Raw genomic sequence first — 21,724 nt, forward strand, 5'->3', positions numbered from 1 at the left:
TGTAGGCGGCGGACGCTGAGTAGCGGCTTTCAGGCGACTGTCAACGGCTCCAAAACAGCCCGCAAGCGTGCCGGCAAAACGGCAGGACGGCGCGTGTCGCGATCCACATAGACGTGGATGAAATGACCGGCCGCTGCCGTCAGCGGCTCCCCCTGCGCAAACAGACCCACCTCGTAACGCACGCTTGAATTTCCGATGCGGGCGACGCGAATACCCGCGTCGATCTGCTGCGGAAAGGCCAGTGGCGCAAAATAGTTGCACTGGGTCTCGATCACTAGGCCAATCGTCTCGCCGGCATGGATATCGAGCGCGCCCGCGTCGATCAAATGCGCGTTGACCGCCGTATCAAACCAACTGTAATAGACGACATTGTTGACATGGCCGTACACGTCGTTGTCCATCCAACGCGTGCTGATGCTGCGAAAGACCCGGTACGCACTGCGCGGCTCGGGCGCCGCGCGGGAGGAAGAGGCATTGGAACTCATGGAGCGTCATTCTGCCAGCCACCCTTTCGCAAAGCCGAAAGCGGCTTTGCGGCTCATCGAACGCAGCAAGGTGTTTCAGTATGTTGCAATGCAACAAAACACTTGCTTTTGCGCGGGATTACCCTAAAATAGCGCTTATGCTGCACTGCAACATGCCATCCGGAATGACCAGCGCAGATATTTCGAGTCCCGTTTTTTGCCGGGCCCCTACATCTACTGGAGAAATGACATGTCCCTGACCCCTGAACAAATGCTCGCCGCCCACAAAGCCAACATCGAAACCCTGTTTGGTCTGACCAACAAGGCGTTTGAAGGCGTGGAAAAGCTGGTTGAATTGAACCTGACCGCATCGCGCGCCGCCCTGAACGAAGCCGCCACGCACACCCGCGCCGTCCTGAGCGTGAAAGACGCACAAGAACTGGTGGCTCTGCAGGCCAGCCTGTTCCAGCCCCTGGCTGAAAAGGCTGCTTCCTACAGCCGCCACCTGTACGACATCGCTTCGGGTACCGGCAATGAGTTCGGTAACGCGGTGCAGGCCAAGACGGCTGAAGCCCAAAAGAACTTCACCGACCTCGTCGAGACCGCTGCCAAGAACGCACCGGCCGGCTCGGAGACCTCGGTTGCCGTGATGAAGAGCGCCGTTTCTGCAGCCAACAACGCGTTTGAGTCGGTTCAAAAGGCCGTCAAGCAGGCCACCGACGCTGCCGAAGCCAACTTCAACGCCGTCGCCGCTACCGCTGCAGACGCTGCCAAGTCGGCTGCCCCGCGCAAGCGTTAATTTGCATCGAGCGGTGCACGCACCGCTGCGATCCACACCAAAAAGGCCCGACCCGTCGGGCCTTTTTTTCGTCTTGCGCTTTTCTGCAGCCCGCTTCAGTGCGTTTGCGACGCCGAATTCAGCAACTTAGAGATAGGAATGCGTCGCGTTTGCGTTATCATCCACCCTCTTCCTTGCACGAGAAACCATGATGTCCCTGAACGCCCTCACCCGCTGGATTGCGCCCCTGATGGTGCTGACCGGCCTGGCTGCTTCTGCGCACGCCGAAGAAGCTGTGGTCAACCTGTATTCCGCCCGCCACTACGCAACCGACGAAGCCCTGTACGCCGGATTTACCAAGGCGACCGGCATCAAGGTCAACCGCGTCGACGCTGACGACGCAGGCATCATCGCGCGTCTTAAAGCCGAAGGCGAAGCATCGCCGGCCGACGTGATCCTGCTGGTGGACGCGGCGCGCCTGTACCGTGGCGAAAAAGATGGGTTATTCAAGCCCGTCCAGTCCAAAGCACTCAATAGCGCCATTCCGGAGAACCTGCGCAGCCAGCCTGCAGCCGACGGTGGCATTTCCTGGTTTGGCTTGTCAACCCGCGCCCGCATCATTGTCTACAACAAGGCCAAGGTGCAGCGGGACGACGTCGACACCTACGAAGAACTGGCCGATCCAAAAAACAAGGGCAAGCTGTGCATCCGATCCGGCTCGCATCCCTACAACCTGAGTCTGTTTGGCGCCGTCAATGAGCACCTGGGGCCGCAGAAGACGGAAGCTTGGCTCAAGGGGATGGTAGCCAACCTGGCCCGCGACCCCAAGGGCGGTGATACCGACCAGATCAAGGCCGTGGCCTCGGGCGAATGCGATATCGCCGTGACCAACAGCTACTATCTGGCCCGTCTCATGCGATCCTCCAAGCCCGAAGACGTGGCCGTCGCCAACAAGGTGGGAGCGGTGTTTCCCAACCAGCAAAGCTGGGGCACGCACGTCAACATTGCCGGCGGCGCGGTGGCACGCTATGCCAAGCACCCGGAAAACGCGGTCCGTTTCCTGGAATACCTCGCAACGCCTGACGCGCAGAACTATTTTGCCAACGGCAACAACGAATGGCCCGCTGCCAACGGCATCCACCCAGAGAACCCAGCGCTCCAAGCCATGACCGGTGGAAAGCCCTTCAAGAGCGAGAATATTCCCATCAGCGCAGTGGGTGCCCACGTAGGTGCGGTGCAGCAAATGCTGGATCGCGTGGGCTTCAAGTAATTCGCAAGCGCTTGCACAAGAGCCGCCTCGACCCGAGAGGCGGCTTTTTTGCGTCCGTCCATTTCCCGCATAATTGACGTTTACGTCAACGTCAATATCAACGTCACTAAGAGGAGACTCAGCATGCAGATCAAGGGCAAGGTATTCATCGTCACGGGCGGCGCTTCGGGCCTGGGCGAAGGCACGGCGCGGCGCCTGGCCGCGCAAGGCGCCACCGTCGTGGTGGCTGACATGCAGGCAGACAAGGGCGAAGCCGTTGCCAAGGACATCGGCGGCGCCTTTGTGCGGTGCGACGTCAGCAGCGAGGCCGACGGCCAGGCCGTGGTGGCCAAAGCCGTGTCCCTGGGAAAACTCATGGGCCTCGTCAACTGCGCAGGCGTCGCACCCGCAGAAAAGACCGTCGGCAAGAACGGCGCGCATTCGCTGGCTGTGTTCAGCAAGACCATCACGGTCAACCTTATTGGCAGCTTCAACATGATCCGCCTGGCAGCCGATGCCATGGCCAAGAACGAAGCCGAGGACACCGGCGAGCGCGGCGTGTTGATCTCGACCGCCAGCGTCGCCGCCTACGACGGCCAGATCGGCCAGGCCGCCTACTCGGCTTCCAAGGGCGGCGTGGTGGGCATGACCCTGCCCATCGCGCGCGACCTGGCCCGCAACGGCATCCGTAACATGACCATTGCCCCCGGCATCTTCGGCACGCCCATGCTGTTTGGAATGCCTCAGGAAGTACAGGACGCCCTGGCCGCTGGCGTCCCGTTCCCCAGTCGCCTGGGTACACCCGAGGACTACGCCAAGCTGGTGCAACACATCATTGAGAACGACATGCTCAACGGTGAGGTGATCCGCCTGGATGGCGCGATACGCTTGGCACCGCGCTGATCCGTCACTGACGCCTTAAAACGCAAAACCCCTGTAACTCGTTGAGTTACAGGGGTTTTTTGTTTTTGGCGGAGAGGGTGGGATTCGAACCCACGGTAGTATTGCTACTACGCCTGATTTCGAGTCAGGTACATTCGACCACTCTGCCACCTCTCCGCTCGAAGCCTGCGATTCTAGCAGCAGATTTTTCGCTCAAGACGTCAAGACTTCCATGCCGCCCATGTACGGCCGCAGCGCGTCAGGCACCTGCACCGAACCATCCGCCCGCTGATAGTTCTCCAGCACCGCCACCAGCGTACGGCCCACCGCCAAGCCGGAACCGTTCAAGGTGTGCACCAGTTCGTTCTTGCCCTGCGCGTTCTTGAAGCGCGCCTGCAGGCGGCGCGCCTGGAAGGCTTCGCAGTTGCTGACCGAACTGATCTCGCGGTAGTTGTTCTGGCCGGGCAACCAGACTTCCAGATCGTAGGTTTTGGCGGCGCCAAATCCCATGTCGCCGGTGCACAGGCTCATCACGCGGTAGGGCAGGCCGAGTTTTTGCAGCACGGCTTCGGCGTGGCTGGTCATTTCTTCCAGTGCTTCGTAGCTGTGGTCGGGGTGAACGACTTGCACCATTTCCACCTTGTCGAACTGGTGCTGGCGAATCATGCCGCGGGTGTCGCGGCCGTAGCTGCCGGCTTCGGACCGGAAGCATGGCGTGTGGGCGGTGAGCTTGATGGGCAGTTCTGCCTCGGCCAGCACCACGTCGCGCACGAAGTTGGTCAACGGCACTTCGCTGGTGGGAATAAGGTACAGCGCCGCGTGGTCCGGCACGGGCTCAGCGTCTTGACCGCCCTTTTGCGCCGCGAACAGGTCGCCCTCGAACTTGGGCAACTGGCCGGTGCCTTTGAGCGAATCGGCATTCACCGCATAGGGCACGTAGCACTCGGTGTAGCCGTGCTCCTGCGTCTGCAGGTCCAGCATGAACTGGCTGAGCGCGCGGTGCAGGCGGGCAATCGGTCCCTTCATGACCGTGAAGCGCGAGCCCGAGAGCTTCACGCCCATGTCGAAGTCCAGGCCCAGCGGCGTGCCGACATCGACGTGATCCTTGGGCGCAAAGTCAAAGCTCGGTGGTGTGCCCCATCGGCGCACTTCCACGTTGTCTTCTTCACCCGCGCCCACCGGCACGCTGACGTGCGGCAGATTCGGCACGGCCAGCAGCAGGGCTTGGATCTCGGGCTGAATCTGTTCAAGCCGTGCGGCCGATTGTTCCAGTTCGGCTTTGAGTGCGCCGACCTGTGCCATCACCGCATCGGCGCTCTCGCCCTTGGCCTTGAGCTGGCCGATCTGCTTGGAGAGTTGGTTGCGCTGCGCCTGCAGCTCTTCGGTACGCGTCTGCAGGGTCTTGCGCTCGGCTTCGAGCGCCTGAAAAGCGGCGACATCAAGAAAGGCCTGTGGACTTTTGCGGGTTTCCAGGCCGGCAATCGCGGTGGGAAGGTCTTTGCGGAGAAGAAGGATATCGAGCATGTCGAGATTTTAGGCGGCGCCCTGCCTGAAGTCGGCGCGGCAGATGCCGATAACATGGGGGGCGACGCATCCCGCGTGCAGGAGAGCGCCATGTTTTTTGTTTTTGGTCCTTCAGGGCAGATGCTACGGGGCGGTCCGGAGCAGATTTCGCGCATTGCATCCGTACGCAGGGTGCGGCGTCCGCAGGCGCTGCGTGCCACCGGCCCGCGCGGGACGGCGGAGGCAGAACCCGTAGCGCCGGCCGCATACGACAGCGCCTTTGGCAGCCTGCGGGCGCAAGACGCCGTCAGCGCCTATGCGCAGACCGATCAGGGCCCGAGCGTGGTGCGCCAGCCGCTGACTCTGGTGCGCGACGTGATGACCCGCGGCGCACTCACTGTTGCGCAGGGCGCGCTGGTCAGCGAAGCCTGGCACTTGTTGGCCGAACACGGCGTGGCGCAGGCCCCGGTGGTGGATACGCTGGGCCGCGTCATTGGCATGCTGCTGCGCGCCGACATGGTGCCGCTGGAGCTGATACCGCAGCCTGGTGGCGTACCCGCCGCGATTGCGCGTGCCCGCCGGCTGGTGGACGAGGTGATGATCTCGCCGGTGCCCACCGCAACAGCGACCACAGGCCTGCGACGCGTGGCGACGGTGCTGCTTGACACCGGCCTGCCCGGGCTGCCGGTGACCAACGAACTGGGATTGCTGGAGGGCTTTATCTCCCGCACCGACATCCTGCGCGCAGTGGCGGCAGATCCGCCGCTCGACCTGTGGACCTGAGACGAAACTTTAGGCCAAATAGGCCTCTAACGCTGACAGCATAAGCGCTGTCAGCTCTTAAAAAGAGAGCGTTTAGCTTTCTTCGCCAGCCGCCGGTGCAACCCCATCCATCCGCAAACCCTTGGGCAAGGGAAACTTGATGGACTCTTCAATGCCACTGAGCGTGCGCACCGACACTGCGCCAAGCGTCTTGACGCGCTCGATCACCTCGGTCACCAGCACCTCTGGCGCCGAAGCGCCGGCCGTCAAGCCCACGCGGGCAATGCCTTCGAACCATGCTGGTTGCAGCTCCTCAGCGCTGTCGACCATGTAGGCCGTCGTGCCAAGGCGCTCAGCGAGTTCGCGCAAGCGGTTGCTGTTGGAGCTGGTCGGGCTGCCGACCACAATCACCAAGTCGACTTGCCCGCTCATCATCTTCACCGCGTCCTGGCGGTTTTGCGTGGCGTAGCAGATGTCTTGCTGTTTCGGTTCACGCACCTGCGGGAAGCGGGCCCGCACCGCGGCCATGATTTCGGCTGCATCGTCCACCGAGAGTGTGGTCTGGGTCACCACAGCCAGCTTTTCCTGCTGCGACGGCGCCACGTGGGCCACGTCTTGCACGTCTTCCACCAGGTGAATGCCCCCTTCGAGCTGGCCGAGCGTACCCTCCACCTCGGGGTGGCCCTTGTGGCCGATCATGATGAATTCGTAGCCCTCTTGCGCGAGCTTGGCCACTTCGACGTGCACCTTGCTGACCAGCGGGCAGGTGGCGTCAAAAATGTGGAAACCACGCGCTTTCGCTTCCTCCTGCACCGCCTTGCTCACACCGTGGGCGCTGAAAATCAGGGTGGCTCCGGGCGGCACGTCGGACAACTCTTCGATGAAGATGGCGCCCTTGGCCTTGAGGTCGTTGACCACATAGGTGTTGTGCACGATTTCGTGACGCACGTAGATGGGCGCGCCGAACTTGGCCAGCGCCCGCTCGACGATCTCGATCGCCCGGTCCACCCCCGCGCAGAAGCCGCGCGGCTCGGCCAAAAGAACTTCTTGCGGCAACTTCACAGCACGCCAATCACATAGACCTCAAAACTTACCGCGCGGCCCGCCAGCGGGTGGTTGAAATCCACCAGCATGGCACGCGCGTCGCCCTCGCTGCCCACGCGCACCACGGCGCCGGCGTAGGTGCCGTGTCCGTCGGGCGTGGGGAACTCCACCACCTCGCCGACGTGGTATTGCTCATCAGGGTCGGCCAGGGCGTCGAGGAGTTTGCCGGGCACCCACTGCTGCATTTCCGGGTTGCGCTCGCCAAAAGCTTCGCCAGCGGCCAGTTCAAAAGTGGCACGCGCGCCCTCCTGCATGCCGATGAGGCGCGCCTCCAGCGCAGGCGAGAGTTCGCTGTTGCCCAGCGTGAGCGTGGCGGGTTTGTCTTCGAACGTATTGATCACATCACCCGCCGGACCGGCCAGGCGGTAATGCAGTGTGAGAAAGGAGCCTTGTTGAACGATTGCCATGCATGCCTCTATAAACTGCTGCCATTTTAGGATTGCTGCGCTTATCCCTTCGGGAAACCCCTGATTCATGCCTCTCAAAGACCTGCCTGTCGACGCCCGCCCGCGCGAAAAACTCCTCGCACGCGGTCCTGCGGCGCTGAGCGACGCCGAGTTGCTGGCGCTGCTGCTGCGCACCGGTATCGTCGGCAAGGGCGTGCTGCAACTGGCGCAGGAACTGCTCGATGCCCCGCGCACCTGCCCGGAAACCAAACGCCCCATGGGCGGTTTTGGCGGTATTTCCGGCCTGCTGCACGCGAGCATGGCGGACCTGGCGCGCATAAAAGGTCTGGGCCCTGCCAAGCGCGCGGAGCTGGTGGCGGTGCTCGAGCTCGCCCGCCGCGCATTGGCGCAGCAACTGCGCGAGCGCGAAGTGTTCGATTCGCCCGACGCTGTGGGCCACTACCTGCAACTGCAGCTGGCCGCCAAGGGGCACGAAGTGTTTGCCGTGCTGTTCCTGGACAGCCAGCACCGGCTGATTGCGCTGGAAGAGCTGTTTCGCGGCACGCTGACGCAAACCAGCGTCTACCCGCGCGAAGTGGTGCTGCGTGCCCTGCACCTGCAGGCGGCCGCCGTGGTGCTGGCGCACAACCATCCCAGCGGCAGCGTACAACCGAGCCGTGCCGACGAGGCACTGACGCAAACCCTCAAAAGCGCGCTGGCGCTGGTGGATGTGCGCGTGCTCGACCACGTCATCGTCGCGCCCGGGCAGTGGCTTTCGATGGCCGCGAAAGGACTGGTGTGAGCCAGCCGGGCGAGCGCTTTTTCAGCCTGGCATCGCTCGGCCCGCTGGCGCGCCACCTGCGCGAGCAGCAGGCGCTGCTCGCGGCGCAGGAGCAAGCCGCGCGCGAAGCCGCCGCCCGGCGCGAGGCAGAGCGGCACCTGTTTGCACACAGCGTGGGCGCCGTCACGGCACTGCGCTGGACCAACCGCGCGCAGCACGAACCCGCTCTGCCCGAGCCACTGCCGATGCAGCACTGGCTGGACGAAGCGCGCGTGCTGGTTGAGGCCATGAGCGACGAGTTTGATGTAAGCACGCTGCTCGACACCGACGATCAACTGAGTTTTCGGCGGCCCGGAATCGGTGCCGACGTGACCGCGCGCCTGCGCGCAGGCCACTGGAGCATCCAGCGCCAGCTTGATCTGCACGGCCTGCGCGTTCATGAAGCGCGCGAAGCCCTGGGCGAGTTCATCCGCCACGCCCACAAGGCCGGCCTGCGCTGCGTGCGCGTGGTGCATGGCAAGGGTCTGGGCTCGCCGGGGAAGGCGCCTGTGCTCAAGGGCCGCGTGCAGCGCTGGCTGGTCCAAAAAAGCGAGGTGCTGGCGTTTGTCCAGGCCCGCCCAGCCGACGGCGGTGCTGGGGCGCTGGTGGTGCTTTTGCAGCGGGTGGAGTCCTAAAGCCGTGAGTTGAAAGTGCGTTTCAGAATGCTGCCGAGAATCGCCGCCATTCGCTTTTTCAACCTGCTTCCAACCCCCGACACAAGAAATTTATCCATCACATTGCCTGACGATGTAGCCGCCTCAGACAAAGATTGGTAAACGCGATTTCGCACAGGGCAGGAGCCGGGTCTCGCCCCGGCGGGCGAGGTACTTGTTCTTTGCGTTGTCTACATGGACCAAAGACATCGGAAAACCAAACAGCGATACGGGCCTACTATCGCTGCGCGCGGCCCGTGTGGCTGTCCAGGCCCTTGTGGATACGCCTGTGGCGGGGTGCTTGCGGGGTGGCATGCGCGCGCAGCAAGGCTGATGCCTTGCAAGCGCGGGCAACGCCGCAAGCGGCCCCTTTGAGAGGCAACCCGAAGGGAAGGACACCAGAGCCGTCCCTCAACGTAGCGCAGCGAAGAAGCCGCAGACAGCAGGGTGAGCCTTTTTTTGGTGACTTTTTTCGGCATGAGAAAAGTGACTGCGCCGCCGGGCGCACATCCCGGCATCCGCCGTTTGCCACGAGGCACGATCCCATCAAAACCGCGCTCTCATTGTTGTCTGTCGGCTTTTTTGAGGCTGCCCCACAACCAGGTCAAATTGGCACCTGGCGCTTATTTGGCAAGCGATAACAGCTATTGTTTCGATAGCTTATAACAAAGCGTGCCGCCAATACTGGCAGGGAACGCAGCAGGCATTCCGTCACGGTGCAAGGGCTTTGTCCCGATGGCTTGCTTTTGCCGGACTGCGTCCTACACTGGCCGTCAGGGGGACCCGGATGAACATCCTGCGAATCACCGGCCTGGTAGCCACAGCGCAAGCGCGGCTCGCCACCATCACACTGAAAGCCCCGCTGATGCAGGCGGCCCGGCTGCTTTCTCGCCCGCAGATCGATCTGGTGGTGGTCTGCCACCCTGATGGCACGATTGCCGGCGTGGTCAGCAAGACCGACGTTGTCAAACAAATTGGCCACTGTGCCGGCAGCGCCTGCCAGACCTTGGCCTGCGAACTGATGACGGCCGAACCAGTCTGTTGCGAACCACAAGACCAGGTATCGGACGTACTGGCTTTGATGGAGCGGCACAGCCTGGTGCATCTCCCAGTCTTGGACGAAACACGCCGCCCGATCGGCGTCGTCGCTGCGCGCGACGCATTGCAGTTGCTGGTGCGCGAAGGCGAATACGAAGAATCCCTGGTGCGCCAGTACGTCATGGGCGCCGGCTACCACTGAATCCATCATGTCCAGATCTGCACGCACCCCCCGCTCGCGCCCGGTGTTTCTGAACCTGGCGCAGATCACGCTCCCGGTGGGCGCCCTTACTTCCATTCTTCACCGCTTGAGCGGGGTTTTATTGGCCACCGGGGTGCCGGCGCTGCTGTACCTGTTGCAAGGCTCGTTGGGCGATGCCGGCGATTTTTCAGACACCACGGCGTTGCTGAGGCAGCCTGTCGTGAAGATATTTTTGATAGCGCTGGCCTGGGCGCTGGCGCACCACATGCTGGCGGGTGTGCGCCACATGCTGACCGACATTGACGTCGGCTCAAGTCTGGGCAAGGCGCGGCGCACTGCATGGGGCGTGAACCTCGCGGCTATGGCCATCGCCGTGCTCGCAGCGGGAGTTGTCTTGTGAAGCGCGGCCTCACCGGCTTGCCGGCGTGGCTGGTGCAACGTGCGAGCGCCGTGTACCTGCTGCTGTTTCTGATCTTCGTGCTGGCTTCGTTCGCGCTTGCGCCCCCGCACAGCCGAAATGAGTGGTTGCAGTGGCTGGCACACCCGGCGATGCGCCTGGCGTTGGCCGTATTTTTTGCAGCGCTTTTGGCGCATATGTGGGTGGGCTTGCGCGATGTACTGCTCGACTACGCACAGCCCGTGCGCATTCGCCCCTACCTGCTCGCTGCACTCGCTGCGGCGCTGTGTGGTCTGGGAGTGTGGGCTGTGTTGATCTTGCTGCGAATTCCAACCTGAAGCCCTGCACGCCCATCCCACGCCAACGCCCTTGAAAGGGCCAGAGAGGCCACCATGCGATTTTCCATCTCGCGCTTTGACCCCGACCGAGACGAGACCCCTTGGCTGCAGCACTACGACATTGACCTGCAGGACAGCGACCGCATGCTGCTGGACGTGCTGCTGCGGATCAAGGAGCAGGACCAAAGCCTGTCCATGCGCAAGTCGTGCCGGGAAGGGGTGTGCGGCTCGGACGCCATGAACATCAACGGCCGCAACGGCCTGGCCTGCATCACCCGCGTGCGCGACCTCAAGGGGCCCGTGGTGCTGCGGCCGCTGCCGGGCTTTCCCATCGTGCGCGACCTGATCGTGGATATGACGCAGTTCTTCAAGCAATACCACTCGATCCGCCCTTACCTCATCAACGACGACCCGCCGCCAGAGCGCGAGCGCCTGCAGTCGCCCGCCGAGCGCGACAAGCTCAATGGCGCCTACGAGTGCATTTTGTGCGCCTGCTGCAGCAGCCAATGCCCTTCGTTCTGGTGGAACCCCGACAAGTTCGTCGGGCCGGCGGGCCTGATCCAGGCCTACCGATTCATCTTCGACAGCCGCGACCAGGCGACCGAAGAGCGCCTGGACGACCTGAACGACGCCTACCGCCTGTTTCGCTGCCGCACCATCATGAACTGCTCGGAGGTCTGCCCCAAGGGCTTGGAGCCCTCGCATGCGATTGAGAGAGTGCGGCTCAAGATGATCAAGAAAGAAGGTGACAGCGGCGCGCTGCCCGTGCACCCGCCGCGCCCGGTCGCCTGACCGCGCTGCTACCGCTGGCTGCGCTGTAGCTCCAGCCGCAGCCGCGCCTTGAAGCCCTTTTTCGAACTCAGCGCAATCCAGTAGTACGCACCGTCCCACTCGGCAAGCGTTCCCACACCTTCGCTCCAGCGCTCATCGGTGCGCAGGTAGCGCACCTTCCAGCCGTCTTTGCTGGGGGTCGCCCGCAGCGTGAGCGTGTCGCGAAACAGGTATTCGCCCTCGACATGCTGGTCGAGCCAGAGCTTGTGGTCGATGGTGTAGCCGGTGGTGGAGACCGCCAGTTCCAGGCTGAACACCACCGTCGTTCCGGCGGTCACCTTGGAGGTATCAAGAAAGGCCGAAAACAGCACCGGGGAACGCGGCGCCTCCCGCTGCGCCTTGCCCAGGCGCAGCAGCTCGTCAAAACTGCGCATCACCGCGCTGAAGGTGTCGCAGCGACGCTCACTGAGCGTGAAATGGGTAGCGCCGCGCGGCGCCACCGTGGCTTCGAAATAGTAGGAAGCGCGGACTTCGTGGCCCGCATCCTTGGCGCGCTGCACCGAGGGCGGCAAGGGCAGTGCATCGACCTCAAGCACGCCATCGACGCGCAGGTCGCCAAACAGAAAGCGCACCAGGTTCTGGTAGCCCTCCTCAGAGTTCACCACGCCATACGGCCCGCTGTGGCTGCGGTAGGCAAAGGCACGCGGCGCGCCCTGCACGGCAGCGTTCTCGATCTGCACCAGGCCGTCGCTCATTTCACCGGCCAGCGCACGCGGCAGCCCCATGGCGGCGGCGTAGTCGCGGTAGTTGGTGCCGACAAAGCAGAAGAACTGCTGCGGGTTGAACTTTCCGCCGAGCGAATCCACGCGCTCGCTGTCCGCAGGCAGGCCCAGGTACTCGGCCATGTGCTTGCGGTTGAAATTGTTGATGTCCCACAAACCCAGCACCCCAGGCACGTTGAAGCCCGCCATGTCGATGCCGTTGTGCGGCGTGGCATAGGTAAACACCTTGTCCACCAGCGCGCGGTCGCCCGGCGTGCTGATGGCGTCGTTCTGCAAAAAGCAGCGGCACACCAGACCGCCCATGGAGTGCGCGACCAGATGCACCTTGAACTGGGCCAGCGCCTGCGCGTCGGTGCCGCACACCTGCGCCTGCAATTGGCGGATGAGGTCGCGCAAGCCCTCGGCTGCAGCCACGATGGACAAGGCCTTGCCATCGCCCAGATCGCGGTCGGCGCTGTCGTAGTAACGGTAGATGACGACGCTGCGCGCGGGCACCGCACCCACCATTTCGCTGCCGTCGGCATAGACATCGCGGTAGCCACAGTCCTTCATCAGGCGCACCAGGGGCGACTCGAAGATATGCCGGCGCACCTGGCCGTCCCAGGCCTGGCGCAGCTTGGTGGCCCCGGTGTTGAAACCCATGTAGGGCGAGGACACCGCATCGGCGATTTCACCCGGAGTCATGGCATAACCACGCACATAGATGATCGGATAAAACGGTGCGGACACGGTTGCCATGCTGCTGCCTCCTGCGGACGGGTTGGGCGGATTCAAAGCCGCAGAAAACGAAAAGTCAAACCCCAACGCGCACTTGGCAGCGCCCGATTCATCACCCACCCGGCGCTCAGACCATCAGCCAGGATCGGTGCGGTCGTAGGGCGTTTTGAATGCGAGCAGGCTCAGCAGGCGCTCGGCAAGGGGCCGCCCCCGCAGACTGTCCGCCACCATGGCGCGCTTGCCGTTCTTGAGGACCGCATAGATCCGGTAGAACGCCTCTTCCTTCTCGTTGGTCTCGGTGGTGTAGCTGAGCTTGATCGCCAGACCGGCGATGTCGCCCGCAGGCACGCTGCGCTGCGCCAGCCTCAGCCCGAACAGACGCCGCTCGGTCTGCACGCCGCGCCCATCGATCACCACGCGAAAGCTGTTGCCCAGCGCATAACAGGCGAGCAAGTTTGCTCCTGTCGCGACCGCGCCCAATCCAAGCAACACCCCGAACGGTGCACCCGACCTGGCGGTAAACAGGGCAATTGCCGCAAAGACCACTCCAATCGCTGGCCAGAGGACATGGCGCCGCCACGCCCGCAAGTAAGGAAAGTACATGCACACGCCCCCTGGGGTAGGCACGATCTGAACGATGGCATCGAGCTCGGCGTCGCGCAGCCGGTGCGACTGCGCGTGCAGCGACGGCGCCTGTTCAACGTCCAGTGGGCGATCCAAACTCTGCGTGGTGTCTTGCGGCTGCTCGTTCATGTCTGTCGCGCACCCGCAGGCGCGCCGCCGCTCTTTCGCCGACCCAAGAATCTATCCATGGTGCGGCATGCCTCCATCAGGTTCTGACCCAAGGCATTCACAGCCGCGCAAAGGGGTCGACCAACGAAGCCAGCGAAGGCCCTTGGGCATCGGCCACAGGGCCGGCGTTTCGGTGCGCGCGCTCGGGCGGTTCGTTCACCGGCGTCAGCGGCAGCGGCGCCATGCGTCTGCCGTAGACGCGTTGCACGCGGTCTTCAAGGCTGGGGTGGGAGTCGAGCCGGCCAGCGAGGCGCGCAGCAAGGCCATCGCCCCAACGCCCGGTGGCTTCCACATCGACCAGCAGCATGTGCTGCACGCTTGGGTGTGCCAGCCCACCGCGGCGTGGTTCTTGCTGCCCGGCGCGCTCGGCCGCCTGGCGCTGGCCCAGCACCTTGCGCAGCACGCCGCCCAGGCCGTCCTTGCTGCGCGTCCACTGCACAGCGCGGCCATCTGCCAGATATTCACGCTGGCGCGACACGGCGGCCTTGAGAATCTGCCCGGTCAGCCAGCCGGCCAGGCCGGCGAGCATGACGGCCGAGCCGAACCACCAGGCCAGGCCGCCGCGCTCGCGCATCTCGTCGCCAAAGTTGTAGACCAGCTCCAACCCGAAGACCATGCCGGCCAGGCGCATCTTCAGGCGCGTATCGCCCTCGTGCAGGTGGCTCAGTTCATGCGCCACCATGCCCTGCATTTCCTCGCGCGTGAGGTGGTCGAGCGCGCCCTGGGTGACGGCGAGCACGGCATCCTGCTCGTCCCAGCCCGCAGCAAAGCCGTTGATGGCGTCCACGCGCGGCAGCACCATGATTTGCGGGCGCGGCATCTGCGCGGCAATGCACAGCTCATCAACCACGTTGGCCAGGCGCTGCTCGGCGTGCGAAAGGCTGGGCCGCAGTTCGCGCGCGCCAATGCGCTTGGCCAGCTTGACGCCGCCGGCGCGCAGGTTCGACGTCTCCACCCACCAGCCGCCGAGCACCAGCAACAGCGAGACGCCCACGTTCGCCACCAAAAAGCCGGCCGGGAACGGCAGGCGCACCGGCAGCAGCAGCGCCATCAGCCACCAGGCCAGCACCAGCGAGGCATGGACCGCCAAGACGAGCACCACCGTCGCCACGGCGAACGCCAGCAGCAGGCGCCGCGTTTCGCTGCGCGCGTCGTGTTGTTGGTCCCAAAAGCGCATCGGCCCGCCGCTTAAAACTGCACGCGCGGCGCGCGGCGCTCCTCTTCGCTTTGCGTGGCCTCCAGCATCGCTGCCGGCGTAAACCCGGCCAGCCGCGCGACGATCAGCGTGGGGAACTGCTGGGCCGCATTGTTGAAGTCGAGCACCTGGTCGTTAAACGCCTGGCGGGCAAAGCCCACGCGGTTCTCGGTGCTGGCAAGCTCTTCGGAGAGCTGCTGCATGGTGGCGTCGGCCTTGAGTTCCGGGTAGCGCTCGGACACGGCCATCAGGCGCCCCAGGCTCGCACCCAGCACGCCCTCGGCCAGCGCCAGGCCGCCCACCGCACCGGCGTTGGTGGGCGCTGCACGCGCGATGGCAGCTGCGCCCTGCGCTTGGCCGCGCGCCTCGATCACGGCCTGCAGCGTGCTGGCTTCGTGCTGCAGATAGCCGCGCGCCACTTCCACCAGGTTGGGAATCAGGTCGTAGCGGCGCTTGAGCTGCACGTCGATCTGGCCAAAGGCGTTGGCAATGCGGTTGCGCAGCTCCACCAGCCGGTTGTAGGCGGCAATCGCCCACCACACCAGCACCACCGCAATGGCAAGAAGGATCCAGCCTGTTGTTGTCATGTCGCTCCCTCGCTTTGGTTTTCTGGAGGCACCATCTTAGAGGCAACACCCAGGCATACAAAAAACAAGTGAAATATGCCTATAACGCACTACCTATAAGCGCTAACAGCTATCAAAATCATAGTTACTCGGCCGCCCTGCGCAAGGTCTCCACCACCGGCCGCGCCAGCACGTCGCGCAGTCCCCACCAGCCCGCCAGCAGCGCCAGCAAGGCTCCGGCCACGCTGCCGGCGAGCGGCACCCAGGGCGAAGGGGCCCAGGTGAAGCCAAAGACATAGCGCGCCAGGGCCCAGCCCACCGCCACGGCGGCGCTGCTCGCCAGCAGGCCGGCGAGCAGGCCGACGCCCGCCAGCTCGGCGCGCTGTACCTGGCGCAGCAGGCGGCTGCCCGCGCCCAGCGCCCGCATGATGGCGAACTCGCGGGCGCGCTCTTCGCGCGTGGCGGTGACGGCGGCAAACAGCACCACGAGCCCTGCGGCCAGGGTGAAGGCGAACAGGAATTCCACGGCGCGAATCACCTGATCCAGCACGCCCTGAATCTGCGCCAGCGTGGCGCCCATGTCGACGTTGGTCACGTTCGGAAAGCGCCGCACCAGCGCGTTGTCAAACCCCGGCGTCTCGGGCGCGCGGTAGGCGGCGAGGTAGGTGATGGCCACATCGGGCATGGCGTCCACCGGGTACATGACAAAGAAATTGGCGTGCAGCGAGCCCCAGTCCACCTTGCGCAGCGAGGTGATGCGCGCCTCGGACTGCACGCCGCCCATGTCAAAACGCAGCGTGTCGCCAAGCTTCAGGCCCAGGGTTTTGGCCAAGCCATCTTCCACGCTGATAGCGCCGCTCTCGCCTTCTTTCCACTCGCCTGCGACCACCAGGTTGTGCGGCGGCTGCACCGCGCTGTTCGACAGGTTGAACTCGCGCTCGACCAGGCGCTGGGCGCGTTCGTCTTCGTAGTGGTCCTCCTTCACCGCCTTGCCGTTGATGGCCACCAGGCGGCCACGGAACATCGGGTACCAGTCGTAGCGCGCCACGCCAGCGCCCTCCAGCATGGCGCGAAAGTCCTGCGCCTGGTCGGGCTGGACGTTGATGACAAAGCGGTTCGGTGCATCCGGCGGCGTGGCCTCGCGCCAGCTCGCAATCAGGTCGGTGCGCAGCAGCACCAGCAGCACCAGCGCCAGCAAGCCCACGGCCAGGCTGCTGACCTGCACCACCGCATAAGCCGGGCGAGCCGAAATCTGCCGCGTCGCCAGCACCAGCCAGCGCGGCGCTGTGGCCTCGTTCACGGTGCGGCGCAGCAGGCGCACCGCCAGCCAGCTGAGCAGCGCAAACAACAGCACGGCAGCGGCAAAGCCGCCGATGGCAATGAGGCCCAGACGCAGGTCGCGGCTGACCACCAGCAGCAGCGCAGCAAAGCCGGCCACGCCCAGGCCCAGCACGGCGAGCGAGGCCGGCCGCAGCGCGCCGACATCGCGCCGAATGACGCGCAGCGGTGGCACTTGCGCCAGCTGCAGCACCGGCGGCAGGCCAAAGGCAAGCAGCAGCGTCATGCCCACGCCCACCCCAAGCAGCGCCGGCCACACACTGGCAGCGGGCAGCCCGGCCGTTACCAGGCCAGAGAGCAGATAGACGAACACGTAGTGCACGGCAAAACCCAGCACCACGCCCAGCAGGCTCGCCAGCAGGCCGACCAGCGCGAATTCCGCCGTGTAGCTGGCGGCAATGCGCCGCTGGCTCTGGCCAAGCACGCGCAGCATGGCCGAAGCATCAAGGTGGCTGGCGGCAAAGGCGCGCGCCGCCAGCGCCACGGCCACCGCCGACAGCATGGCCGCGAGCAGCGCGACCAGGCTCAGGAAGTTCTGCGCACGCTCCAGCGTCTGCTGCATGTCGGTGCGCCCGGAATCGAGCGATTCCACGCGCATGCCGCGCATGTCCGGCTGCTGCAACTGCGCATCGACAAAACCCTGAAACTGGCGCACGGCCGCCGCTGCACCCGCCACCACCAGCCGGTAGGTGATGCGGCTGGCGGGCTGGACCAGACCGGTCGCGGCAACATCGGCGTCGTTGACCATGACGCGCGGCGAGAAGCTCATGAAACCGGCGCCACGGTCGGGCTCCAGCGTGATGATGCGGGCAATGCGCAGGCTGGCGTCGCCCAGCAAAAGCCGGTCGCCCAGCTTGAGGCCCAGCGAGTCCAGCAACGAGGCATCAACCCAGACTTCGCCCCGCGCCGGAATCTCGCGCGTGGGCTGGCCGGGCGCGTTCAGCGCCTCGGCCACGCTGACGCTGCCGCGCAGCGGGTAGCCTGGCGTCACGCTCTTGAAGGCGACCAGCCGGCTCGCGCCGCCCTGCGCGTCGTCGGCGCGCGCCATGGTCGGAAAGTTCGCCGTGCGCACCATGGCGAGGCCCAGCGCGCGGGCACGCTCGACGATGGCGTCCGGTGTCGCGTGGTCGCTGGCGACGACGAAATCGCCCCCCAGAAGCTGCAGTGCGTCGCGCTGCAGGCCGCCCTGCAGGCGGTCGGCAAAGAAGCCAACGGCGGTCAGCGCGGCGACGGCGAGCGTGACTGCCACCATGAGCAAACGCAATTCACCGGCGCGCAGGTCGCGCAGCAAGGTGCGCCAGGCGAGGCGCGCAAAGGAAAAGTTCATGAAATTCGGGGATTGCAAAAAAAGTAAAGGTGATGCGAAACAAGTCGCCGCGTTGACACGCGCCATGCGAGGAGATGGGATGCAAGGGGGCGGCCCCCCGCGCGCAAACGGCAACCATAGCCGCAGCTATGGCGAGGATTTGCAATGCCGCAGACCGCCCGAAGCACAGATGCGCCGCGCGTGAGCGACTTGTTCAGCATTGCCTTATGCACGCAAAGGGTTCGGTTCCCCCGCCAGCTCGGGCTGAAAAACCAAACGGGCGGCACCGGCGTAGCAGACAAAGCGGCGGTTGGTGGCGCGGCCAATGGCGCAAAGCCCCAGCTGCTCAGCCACCGCATGCCCCATCTGCGTCATGCCGCTGCGCGAAACGACGATGGGTACGCCCATCTGGGCCGATTTGATGACCATCTCGCTGGTCAGTCGGCCCGTGGTGTAGAACACCTTGTCGCCGCCCTGCACTGTATCGGGCTGCATCCACATCCAGCCGGCAATGGTGTCGATCGCGTTGTGCCGGCCCACGTCTTCGACGAAGACCAGCAGCTCGCTGCCACTAAACAGCGCACAGCCATGCACCGAGCCGGCCGACTTGTACGTGCTTTCCTTGAGGCGAATGGCGTTGACCAGACCATAGAGCTCACCCTGGGTAATGCATGCGGGCGGCAGGGAAATACTGGCCACGTCGTCCATCAAAGCGCCAAATACGCTGCCCTGCCCGCAACCCGTGGTGACGACACGGCTGGCGGTGCGCTCTTCAATGCGCTCTATGCCGCGCCGGGTTCTTACCGCAGCGGCGCCGACGTCCCAATCCACCGTGACGGATTCAATATCCCGCGCATCGGCCACGAGGCGCTGGTTGCGCAGATAGCCCAGTACCAGCAATTCCGGCTGCGCGCCCAGCGTCATCAAGGTGACGAGTTCGCGCTTGTCCACGTAAACCGTCAGCGCGCGCTCGGCGGGAATGTGCACAAGCTCTGTCTCACCCCGCTCGTTGGTGGCCTGTACCGCGTGCGTGAGCGGCGCGCTTGCAGTGGTCAGGCGTGGCAGGCCGCTGCGCTTTGGCGCGGCTGCACGGGGCTCAGCAATGTCGGACGTGTGCAGCATGGCGTCAGCGTAGCGCCATTTGTGCCGCGCCGCCGCCGGCCAAGTGCAATACCCTCAGGATTTGGGCTCTGCTTGCGTCGGTGGGGTAGATCCGCCCGTGCTGGGCGGGCTGTTGGCATTGCTCGGTGGCGAATGAGCACCAGAGGCTTCTATGGGTTTTTCCGCAGGCGGCGTATAGGCAAACGGCCCCGGTTCCACACAGGCGGGCATGGAGGGTGCATCAGCCGGCCGAGGTTTGCCAAACCTGGCGGCAATACGGTCCTGAACCTCGCAAACCTGGTAGGCGCTGACCTGTCCTGTCCATTTGGCCCGTGCCGCATTCTCAGCGGCCTTTGCAGCTTGCTCTGGCGTCGGCGGCGGTAGCTTGGCCGAGGCCGAACCAAGCATGCAAGAGAGCGCGAGCAGTGAGAGGGTGCGTTTCATCATGGCGGGCCTTTCCAGCGTCAAGCTTGCAGCGGTGCGGCGGGCCGCTCTGGCGCAGGGTTCAAGTCATTGCTGCGCTGCGCGGGGATGCGCCCAGCCCGAATATCGTCAGCCCACAGCTTGTGGTGCTCGTCGGCCCAGCCTTCGGTCACGTAGCCCGTCTTCATGGCCCGGTAGGCGCCGCGCATTCCGATGGTGCCCATGTAGATGTGGCCGATGATGAGCGCCACCATCCACAGCGCCAGGCTGGCGTGAAGCATGTGGGCCAGTTGCATCTGGCCGCGCAGTTCACCGAGTCCGGGAATCAGCTTGTCGAGCACCAGACCTGATCCGACAACGACGACCCCAGGAAGGGTCACGCCCCACCAGAAAAGCCCCTTTTCTCCAGCATTGAAGCGGTGCGACGGCAGCTGTTCATCGCCAAGCAGGCCCCCCAGCCTCGTCAACCAACGGAAATCGGCCAACGTGGCGATATTGTCTTTGACGAAGATGACGATGATGATCGCCAGCGACACCGCAAACAGAGGTCCCATAAAGTTGTGCACATACTTGAGCGCATAGGCCAACCAGCCGGTGATGGACAAGCCGAGCACAGGCAGCAGGAAAAACTTGCCAAACGCCATTACCAGCCCCGAGATGGCCAGCACAACGAATGCAAAGGCATTGGACCAATGCGCGGCGCGCTCGAAGGGGGTAAAGCGCTCGAATTTGCGCTCTGACTCAGGGTGTTTGCGGCCCAGCGGACCTTTGGCCACGAAGAACAAGGCCAGCGTGAGCACCACGATGCCCAGCAAGGCCGCACCGTAGGGAAGTATCCAGCGATTGCGCACCTGGCGCCAAGCCTCGCCGGCGTTGGTCTCACGCATGAACGGGTATTTGACAAAACCCTGAATGAGGTTGCCTGCCTCCGGCGCCTCGCTCACAGGCAGACTGCTGTAGCCGGTGGCACCAGCCGCTACTTGACGCCACATGGGCGCATTGTTGCCCGGCTGCACCTTGGCGCGCTCGCCGTTGGTCTGGTCTCGGTACCCCGCCTCGGTACTGGCGTCAGGTTGGACGTCAAAAATATTCTGGCCGCGGACCGCGCCGGTGGCGGGCTCGCTCAGGGCAGGCGCCACCGCGCCTACCGGACCCGACTGCTGAGAACCTGCCGGCTGTGCATTGGCCGGCTGCGCCAACCCCAGCGCAACAAGCAGCGCAGCCGCAGCAAACACGAGGGTCGAGAGGAACTGGTTCATGGCCCGCCTCCGGTCACGGTATGCGCGAATAGTCGTTTTGCCCGCGCTGGATCCGCGTGCGCAGATGCTGCTCCCAACTGTTCTTTTCGCCGGGCTTCCAGCCCGCGTCAACAAAGGCGTTCTTCGCACCTTCGTAGGCGGCAGTATCCAGAGTTCCCCGGTTCGCCTGCGGCCGCTCGCCGCAGGCGCCCAGAGCGACAAGGCACAAAGTCGCGCCAACGCCAAGTAAAAGCCGGCTCATGATGAGACTCCTTCTTTCGGCTTGTGCGGCCCTTGGCCCGGACCTTCGCCCTTTTGACGCGCGCCGTAGGCAGTGCCCCAGCCCCACACTTCTGCGCCCTTGCCACGCTGCACAACGCGGGTTCGAAAAATGTCAGCGACAACATCGCCGTCGCCCGCAAGCAGCGCCTTGGTCGAACACATTTCCGCGCACACCGGCAGTTTGCCCTCAGCCAGACGATTGCGGCCGTACTTTTCAAATTCGGCTTCGCTTCCACTCTCCTCCGGACCACCAGCGCAGAAGGTGCACTTGTCCATCTTGCCGCGGACACCAAAAGCGCCTTGTGACGGAAACTGCGGCGCACCAAACGGGCAGGCGTAACTGCAGTAACCGCAACCAATACAAACGTCCTTGTCGTGCAGCACCACGCCTTCGTCAGTGCGGTAGAAGCAATTGACCGGGCAAACCGCCATGCATGGCGCGTCGCTGCAGTGCATGCAGGCCACCGAGATCGACTTTTCGCCAGGCACTCCGTCGTTCAGCGTGACCACACGGCGGCGGTTCACCCCCCACGGGACTTCATGCTCGTTCTTACACGCCGTGACGCAGCCGTTGCACTCAATGCAGCGCTCGGCGTCGCAGATGAACTTCATTCTTGCCATTGCAAATCTCCTGCTG

At 64.3% G+C, this 21,724-nt stretch carries 24 protein-coding genes and 1 tRNA gene; 10 read left to right on the forward strand and 15 right to left on the reverse strand.

The window, feature by feature from the left end; translation table 11 throughout:
• Positions 1-29 precede the first annotated feature (29 nt).
• Positions 30-485 (reverse strand): acyl-CoA thioesterase, encoded by a 456-nt coding sequence (locus C6571_RS02520; RefSeq protein ID WP_106445294.1) that lies wholly within the window; start codon positions 483-485, stop codon positions 30-32.
• Between the two features lie 229 nt (positions 486-714).
• On the opposite strand from C6571_RS02520, the gene C6571_RS02525 reads away from it, so the two are divergent.
• From C6571_RS02525 to C6571_RS02535, 3 genes are all read left to right on the forward strand, one after another.
• Positions 715-1,263 carry a phasin family protein gene (locus C6571_RS02525; protein ID WP_106445295.1) on the forward strand — a complete coding sequence of 183 codons (549 nt, stop codon included), beginning with the start codon at positions 715-717 and terminating at the stop codon, positions 1,261-1,263.
• A 229-nt stretch (positions 1,264-1,492) separates the two neighbouring features.
• A complete protein-coding gene (locus C6571_RS02530) occupies positions 1,493-2,512 on the forward strand; it encodes an extracellular solute-binding protein (RefSeq protein ID WP_106447997.1) in 1,020 nt (339 codons plus the stop codon).
• 123 nt (positions 2,513-2,635) lie between these two features.
• A complete protein-coding gene (locus tag C6571_RS02535; RefSeq protein ID WP_106445296.1) occupies positions 2,636-3,394 on the forward strand; it encodes a 3-hydroxyacyl-CoA dehydrogenase in 759 nt (252 codons plus the stop codon).
• Between the two features lie 66 nt (positions 3,395-3,460).
• On the opposite strand, the gene C6571_RS02540 is transcribed toward C6571_RS02535, so the two are convergent.
• Both C6571_RS02540 and serS read right to left on the reverse strand, forming a co-directional pair.
• A tRNA-Ser gene (locus C6571_RS02540) sits at positions 3,461-3,550 on the reverse strand.
• 36 nt (positions 3,551-3,586) lie between these two features.
• Positions 3,587-4,897 (reverse strand): serine--tRNA ligase, encoded by a 1,311-nt coding sequence (serS, locus tag C6571_RS02545; protein WP_106445297.1) that lies wholly within the window; start codon positions 4,895-4,897, stop codon positions 3,587-3,589.
• A gap of 90 nt (positions 4,898-4,987) precedes the next feature.
• On the opposite strand from serS, the gene C6571_RS02550 reads away from it, so the two are divergent.
• Positions 4,988-5,659, forward strand: a complete 672-nt coding sequence (locus C6571_RS02550; protein WP_106447998.1) for a CBS domain-containing protein — start codon at positions 4,988-4,990, stop codon at positions 5,657-5,659.
• 72 nt (positions 5,660-5,731) lie between these two features.
• On the opposite strand, the gene ispH is transcribed toward C6571_RS02550, so the two are convergent.
• Positions 5,732-6,700, reverse strand: coding sequence for a 4-hydroxy-3-methylbut-2-enyl diphosphate reductase (gene ispH, locus C6571_RS02555; RefSeq protein WP_106445298.1), 969 nt, complete (start codon positions 6,698-6,700; stop codon positions 5,732-5,734).
• On the reverse strand, positions 6,697-7,149 hold the full coding sequence (locus C6571_RS02560; RefSeq protein WP_106445299.1) for an FKBP-type peptidyl-prolyl cis-trans isomerase: 453 nt from the start codon (positions 7,147-7,149) through the stop codon (positions 6,697-6,699). Before C6571_RS02560 ends, ispH begins: the two co-directional genes overlap by 4 nt.
• A gap of 67 nt (positions 7,150-7,216) precedes the next feature.
• On the opposite strand from C6571_RS02560, the gene radC reads away from it, so the two are divergent.
• From radC to C6571_RS02590, 6 genes are all read left to right on the forward strand, one after another.
• Positions 7,217-7,930 carry a RadC family protein gene (gene radC, locus C6571_RS02565; protein ID WP_106445300.1) on the forward strand — a complete coding sequence of 238 codons (714 nt, stop codon included), beginning with the start codon at positions 7,217-7,219 and terminating at the stop codon, positions 7,928-7,930.
• Positions 7,927-8,583, forward strand: coding sequence for a Smr/MutS family protein (locus C6571_RS02570; protein ID WP_106445301.1), 657 nt, complete (start codon positions 7,927-7,929; stop codon positions 8,581-8,583). Before radC ends, C6571_RS02570 begins: the two co-directional genes overlap by 4 nt.
• A gap of 805 nt (positions 8,584-9,388) precedes the next feature.
• Positions 9,389-9,841 carry a CBS domain-containing protein gene (locus C6571_RS02575; protein ID WP_106445302.1) on the forward strand — a complete coding sequence of 151 codons (453 nt, stop codon included), beginning with the start codon at positions 9,389-9,391 and terminating at the stop codon, positions 9,839-9,841.
• A gap of 7 nt (positions 9,842-9,848) precedes the next feature.
• The gene (gene sdhC, locus C6571_RS02580; protein WP_106445303.1) at positions 9,849-10,241 is read left to right on the forward strand and encodes a succinate dehydrogenase, cytochrome b556 subunit; all 393 of its coding nucleotides are present in this window, start codon (positions 9,849-9,851) and stop codon (positions 10,239-10,241) included.
• Entirely contained in the window at positions 10,238-10,576 is a 339-nt protein-coding gene (gene sdhD / locus C6571_RS02585; RefSeq protein ID WP_170094660.1) for a succinate dehydrogenase, hydrophobic membrane anchor protein, read from the forward strand. Before sdhC ends, sdhD begins: the two co-directional genes overlap by 4 nt.
• Positions 10,577-10,630: 54 nt before the next feature.
• A complete protein-coding gene (locus C6571_RS02590; protein ID WP_106445305.1) occupies positions 10,631-11,368 on the forward strand; it encodes a succinate dehydrogenase iron-sulfur subunit in 738 nt (245 codons plus the stop codon).
• A gap of 8 nt (positions 11,369-11,376) precedes the next feature.
• Here the strand turns inward: C6571_RS02590 and C6571_RS02595 are convergent, their stop codons facing one another.
• The 10 genes from C6571_RS02595 to fdh3B form a co-directional block, all read right to left on the reverse strand.
• Positions 11,377-12,867 carry an esterase/lipase family protein gene (locus tag C6571_RS02595; protein ID WP_106445306.1) on the reverse strand — a complete coding sequence of 497 codons (1,491 nt, stop codon included), beginning with the start codon at positions 12,865-12,867 and terminating at the stop codon, positions 11,377-11,379.
• Positions 12,868-12,981: 114 nt separating this feature from the next.
• Complete coding sequence (locus C6571_RS02600; RefSeq protein WP_106445307.1) at positions 12,982-13,599, reverse strand: hypothetical protein; 618 nt, start codon at positions 13,597-13,599, stop codon at positions 12,982-12,984.
• A gap of 97 nt (positions 13,600-13,696) precedes the next feature.
• On the reverse strand, positions 13,697-14,815 hold the full coding sequence (locus tag C6571_RS02605) for a M48 family metalloprotease (protein ID WP_106445308.1): 1,119 nt from the start codon (positions 14,813-14,815) through the stop codon (positions 13,697-13,699).
• Positions 14,816-14,826: 11 nt separating this feature from the next.
• Positions 14,827-15,420, reverse strand: a complete 594-nt coding sequence (locus C6571_RS02610) for a LemA family protein (protein ID WP_106445309.1) — start codon at positions 15,418-15,420, stop codon at positions 14,827-14,829.
• A 124-nt stretch (positions 15,421-15,544) separates the two neighbouring features.
• Positions 15,545-18,064 carry an ABC transporter permease gene (locus C6571_RS02615; protein WP_106445310.1) on the reverse strand — a complete coding sequence of 840 codons (2,520 nt, stop codon included), beginning with the start codon at positions 18,062-18,064 and terminating at the stop codon, positions 15,545-15,547.
• Positions 18,065-18,268: 204 nt separating this feature from the next.
• On the reverse strand, positions 18,269-19,165 hold the full coding sequence (locus tag C6571_RS02620; protein ID WP_106445311.1) for a formate dehydrogenase accessory sulfurtransferase FdhD: 897 nt from the start codon (positions 19,163-19,165) through the stop codon (positions 18,269-18,271).
• Positions 19,166-19,219: 54 nt separating this feature from the next.
• A complete protein-coding gene (locus C6571_RS02625) occupies positions 19,220-19,591 on the reverse strand; it encodes a hypothetical protein (RefSeq protein WP_106445312.1) in 372 nt (123 codons plus the stop codon).
• 17 nt (positions 19,592-19,608) lie between these two features.
• Entirely contained in the window at positions 19,609-20,826 is a 1,218-nt protein-coding gene (locus C6571_RS02630; protein WP_106445313.1) for a formate dehydrogenase subunit gamma, read from the reverse strand.
• Between the two features lie 13 nt (positions 20,827-20,839).
• A complete protein-coding gene (locus tag C6571_RS02635; RefSeq protein WP_106445314.1) occupies positions 20,840-21,067 on the reverse strand; it encodes a hypothetical protein in 228 nt (75 codons plus the stop codon).
• Entirely contained in the window at positions 21,064-21,708 is a 645-nt protein-coding gene (gene fdh3B / locus C6571_RS02640; RefSeq protein ID WP_106445315.1) for a formate dehydrogenase FDH3 subunit beta, read from the reverse strand. The genes C6571_RS02635 and fdh3B overlap by 4 nt, the downstream gene beginning before the upstream one ends.
• Positions 21,709-21,724: the final 16 nt, after the last annotated feature.

It is taken from the genome of Simplicispira suum (genome assembly GCF_003008595.1).
Classification (GTDB): Bacteria; Pseudomonadota; Gammaproteobacteria; order Burkholderiales; family Burkholderiaceae_C; genus Simplicispira; species Simplicispira suum.